The organism is Oligoflexus sp. (genome assembly GCF_035638955.1).
Taxonomy (GTDB): Bacteria; Bdellovibrionota_B; Oligoflexia; order Oligoflexales; family Oligoflexaceae; genus Oligoflexus.
Genome location: NZ_DASQYZ010000513.1, coordinates 1 through 2867, shown reverse-complemented (window position 1 = coordinate 2867; position 2867 = coordinate 1). Strand labels below are relative to the sequence as shown.

Annotated in this window: 3 protein-coding genes and 1 pseudogene; all 4 read left to right on the top strand. The window is 51.9% G+C overall.

What is annotated here, in order from left to right; genetic code table 11:
- Window positions 1-443, top strand: a pseudogene (locus VE954_RS42170) (hypothetical protein); the annotation flags it as partial.
- 164 nt (window positions 444-607) lie between these two features.
- Window positions 608-916, top strand: a complete 309-nt coding sequence (locus tag VE954_RS42165) for a hypothetical protein (protein WP_324964595.1) — start codon at window positions 608-610, stop codon at window positions 914-916.
- A gap of 418 nt (window positions 917-1334) precedes the next feature.
- On the top strand, window positions 1335-1700 hold the full coding sequence (locus VE954_RS42160) for a RusA family crossover junction endodeoxyribonuclease (protein WP_324964593.1): 366 nt from the start codon (window positions 1335-1337) through the stop codon (window positions 1698-1700).
- A 17-nt stretch (window positions 1701-1717) separates the two neighbouring features.
- A complete protein-coding gene (locus tag VE954_RS42155; RefSeq protein WP_324964591.1) occupies window positions 1718-2659 on the top strand; it encodes a hypothetical protein in 942 nt (313 codons plus the stop codon).
- Window positions 2660-2867 lie beyond the last annotated feature (208 nt).

Below are 2867 nucleotides of genomic sequence, written 5' to 3'. Positions count from 1 at the left end.
AGGAAGGCGGGCGTAAAAAGGTTGAAAAGGCCGGCATGAAGTCCGAGATGCGCGAGGGCTTCGAGTATGAACTTGATGTCAATATTGGTCTCAACCGAAACCACATGGCCACAATCGAAAAGGATCGTGCCGGGATTTTCCACGGAAGGCCGGAGTTTGTGCCGTCCGAGGCAACGGGCCGGGAGCTCCTCGCCTGGTCGCGGGCCGAGGAACTGAAGCCGGAAGCTGAGCGCAAAAATGCGCTGAGTCCTGTTTCCATTAATGATGCGCGGATTCTGCAGCGCATATGCGAAATTCTTCGGGAGCTGAAAGTGCCCGAGGGTCTCTGGCCGGAAATTACGGCCGCGGTGGACGGTGCCCCAGCGGGCGAGGTCCGTGCAAGACTTGAAGAGCTGGCTGATGAGGCCCTTGGCCATGCAAGGACTGCAGAGGCGCTCATATGATCGGCGCAATTATTCTTCTCTTCTGGCTGCCCTTCGCGATCTTCACAGCAGGTTTCGTTATTGGTTTTTACTCGGGCAAAAAAAGAACAGTGTTTGATGAAAAAAATTCCCGCACAAAGCCTCGGACGTGAGGCGAGCGAATGTCACTACCGGAGAAGAAGGTTATGAGCGAAGGCGCAGAAAAACTGGAACATGAAATGGAGGATACCACAGAAGAATCCGGGACAGAGTCCCTTCTGGATGAGCGCATCGAGGTGTCGCCACTCATGGAGCTTACCTGCGAATTTGGAACGCCCATCTGGATTCGAAAATCATCGGTGATCTCTGTGAAGGCCAGCGGCAGATATGTGCCGTATCGCAGCAGCTTTGAGAGCAAACAGGTATCCTGCACAATTTTCACCACCGGGGGTGAGATATTGGTCTCACATGATGCCTCTAAAGTGCTTGAGGCGCTTGGTCAGGGGGAGCTATGAATGCTCCATGGGGGATCAGGAGCTGGCGGCAGATGTTCCATTGTTAGCACAATAAAAAATCCCAGGATTCATAGAGAAAATCCCGGGGAAAAAAGTGTCATGAAAGTACTCTGCATAGCAGTGGGTTTTCGAAGCGCGTTACCTCCCTATAATAATGGGCTCCCGTCCATGATGTAACCGATGCGAGCCTGGACGGGAGTCCTGTAACATGGAGTTGGGCTCTCCAGTCAAAATATCGGCAATTAGCAGGGTTGAATTAAGTGATGGATCGCAAATGGAAAAAAGCCCCGTATGTCCGGGGATATACGGGTTAAGAGGTATTCACTTTGTGCGACTCATGCTTCGTTAATAAAAATAATAACACTGCCACGGAGGGCAAAACTTGCCCGCTTTGAAATTCAGAATAGAGATGGAGCCCATGGGAAAAAAAGAGGCCCGGCGCTCCCGCTTCGGTGTTCATAAGCATCCTGAGACACGCGCGGCGATGGAGGCGATTGCGGATTCCGTTCGTCGCCAATACCAGGGCCCACTGCTGGACTGCCCTTTGCGCCTTGTGATCACGGCGTGGCGGAGGCGTCCCAAAACCAAAAAGCGCGATATCTGGGCGGACACCAAACCCGACGCCGACAACATTCATAAGCTGATCGGCGATGCGCTTGAAGGTGTCCTTTGGGTGAACGATTCCCGGATCGTGGACAGCCGATGCCTTAAGAAGTTTGCGCCCGAGGATGTACCGGGGTGGATTGAGATCGAAGTCACAAGCTGCCTTGATGCAGCGGTTTAAAAAAAATTGGAGCCATAATGAGCGAGCCCAATATCATACGAAAACCAGCAAATCCTGATGTGAACTACTCGGAGATCGAGCTGATCCATAGGGAAGTCCGTCTTCGCGCTGACACGTTAATGGCCAGGGTCATTCGGTTGGATGGCAGCGAAGGAATGCTATCCACCCATCTGTCAGAATTGCTGAATATCTCTGAAAGTGGCTTACGAAAGCACATTCGCAGCCGTGCCATCGGTGCGCAATCAGTGGTTGCGCACCGAATGCGTAGCGAATTGGGCGCAGATGTGATTCCGATATTTGCCAGGTCGGTCCTTTTTCTGCCGAAGGAAAGCGTTCAGGAACTCGTCAAAGTCATCGACACACTGGAGGCATGGGCAGTCTATCGCCAGCTTTGGGAATACGCGGAGAAGTTTGCAGAGCTTGAGAGCGAACGCGATCAGCTGCTGACTCAATGCAGACTCCTGGAAGTCGAGCGTAGTGCTATCGCGGAGAAAGCGGAAGAGCTGGCTCGCGCGAGCCTTGAGACCAGTAATCTATTGAAAGAGATGGAACTCCAGCTTCAGGAGACCAGGGCCAGGCTCGGCGCCACAGTCGAATTCATTGAAAGAGGTGGCAAGGCCGGGAAAAAATACCGGCATAGCGTAGTGGAAATTGAATTTGCCGGGGTCAATATTTTTGAAGGTCCGCAGTACAGGGCTATCGTCAAAAAACTTCTGATCAAGGACATGAACCCAAAGGAACGCAATGCTCACGCGGTTCAAAAAGCTGCCGTGACGGCCTATGGAATTGCGAAATCTGTGAAGAAGAGACTTGGAGGGATGTCAGTTATGAATCCGGCTATTTGTGAAAAAGCGGATAACTTTTGTGATGCCGGAAGAAACCTTGTGGAAGCAATCCTTCCCAGCCCGAATTCAGTGTTTGGATTGAAGGCAGGCCAACCGGTTTCGTATCTCAATTGAGTACATGCACTTCAGTATAGGGACGGTCATGGACCTGAATACAGACACTCTTCAATCACTGGCGGTGGGTGCATCGGGCGGAATCCCAATGATTCTTTTTCTTCTCAATTCGATGAAGTCTCTCCGGGATAGTGTCGACAGCTTCAAGGCCAAGCTCGAAAACGTGATCGAACGCCTGCAAAAGGTGGAGGTTGTCCTCGAAGTTACC

What these genes read in the sequence shown, in the direction of transcription:
- VE954_RS42160 (WP_324964593.1), top strand. Translation starts at nt 1,335, where the DNA reads ATGGGAAAAAAAGAGGCCCGGCGCTCCCGCTTCGGTGTTCATAAGCAT.
- VE954_RS42155 (WP_324964591.1), top strand. Translation starts at nt 1,718, where the DNA reads ATGAGCGAGCCCAATATCATACGAAAACCAGCAAATCCTGATGTGAAC.
- VE954_RS42165 (WP_324964595.1), top strand. Translation starts at nt 608, where the DNA reads ATGAGCGAAGGCGCAGAAAAACTGGAACATGAAATGGAGGATACCACA.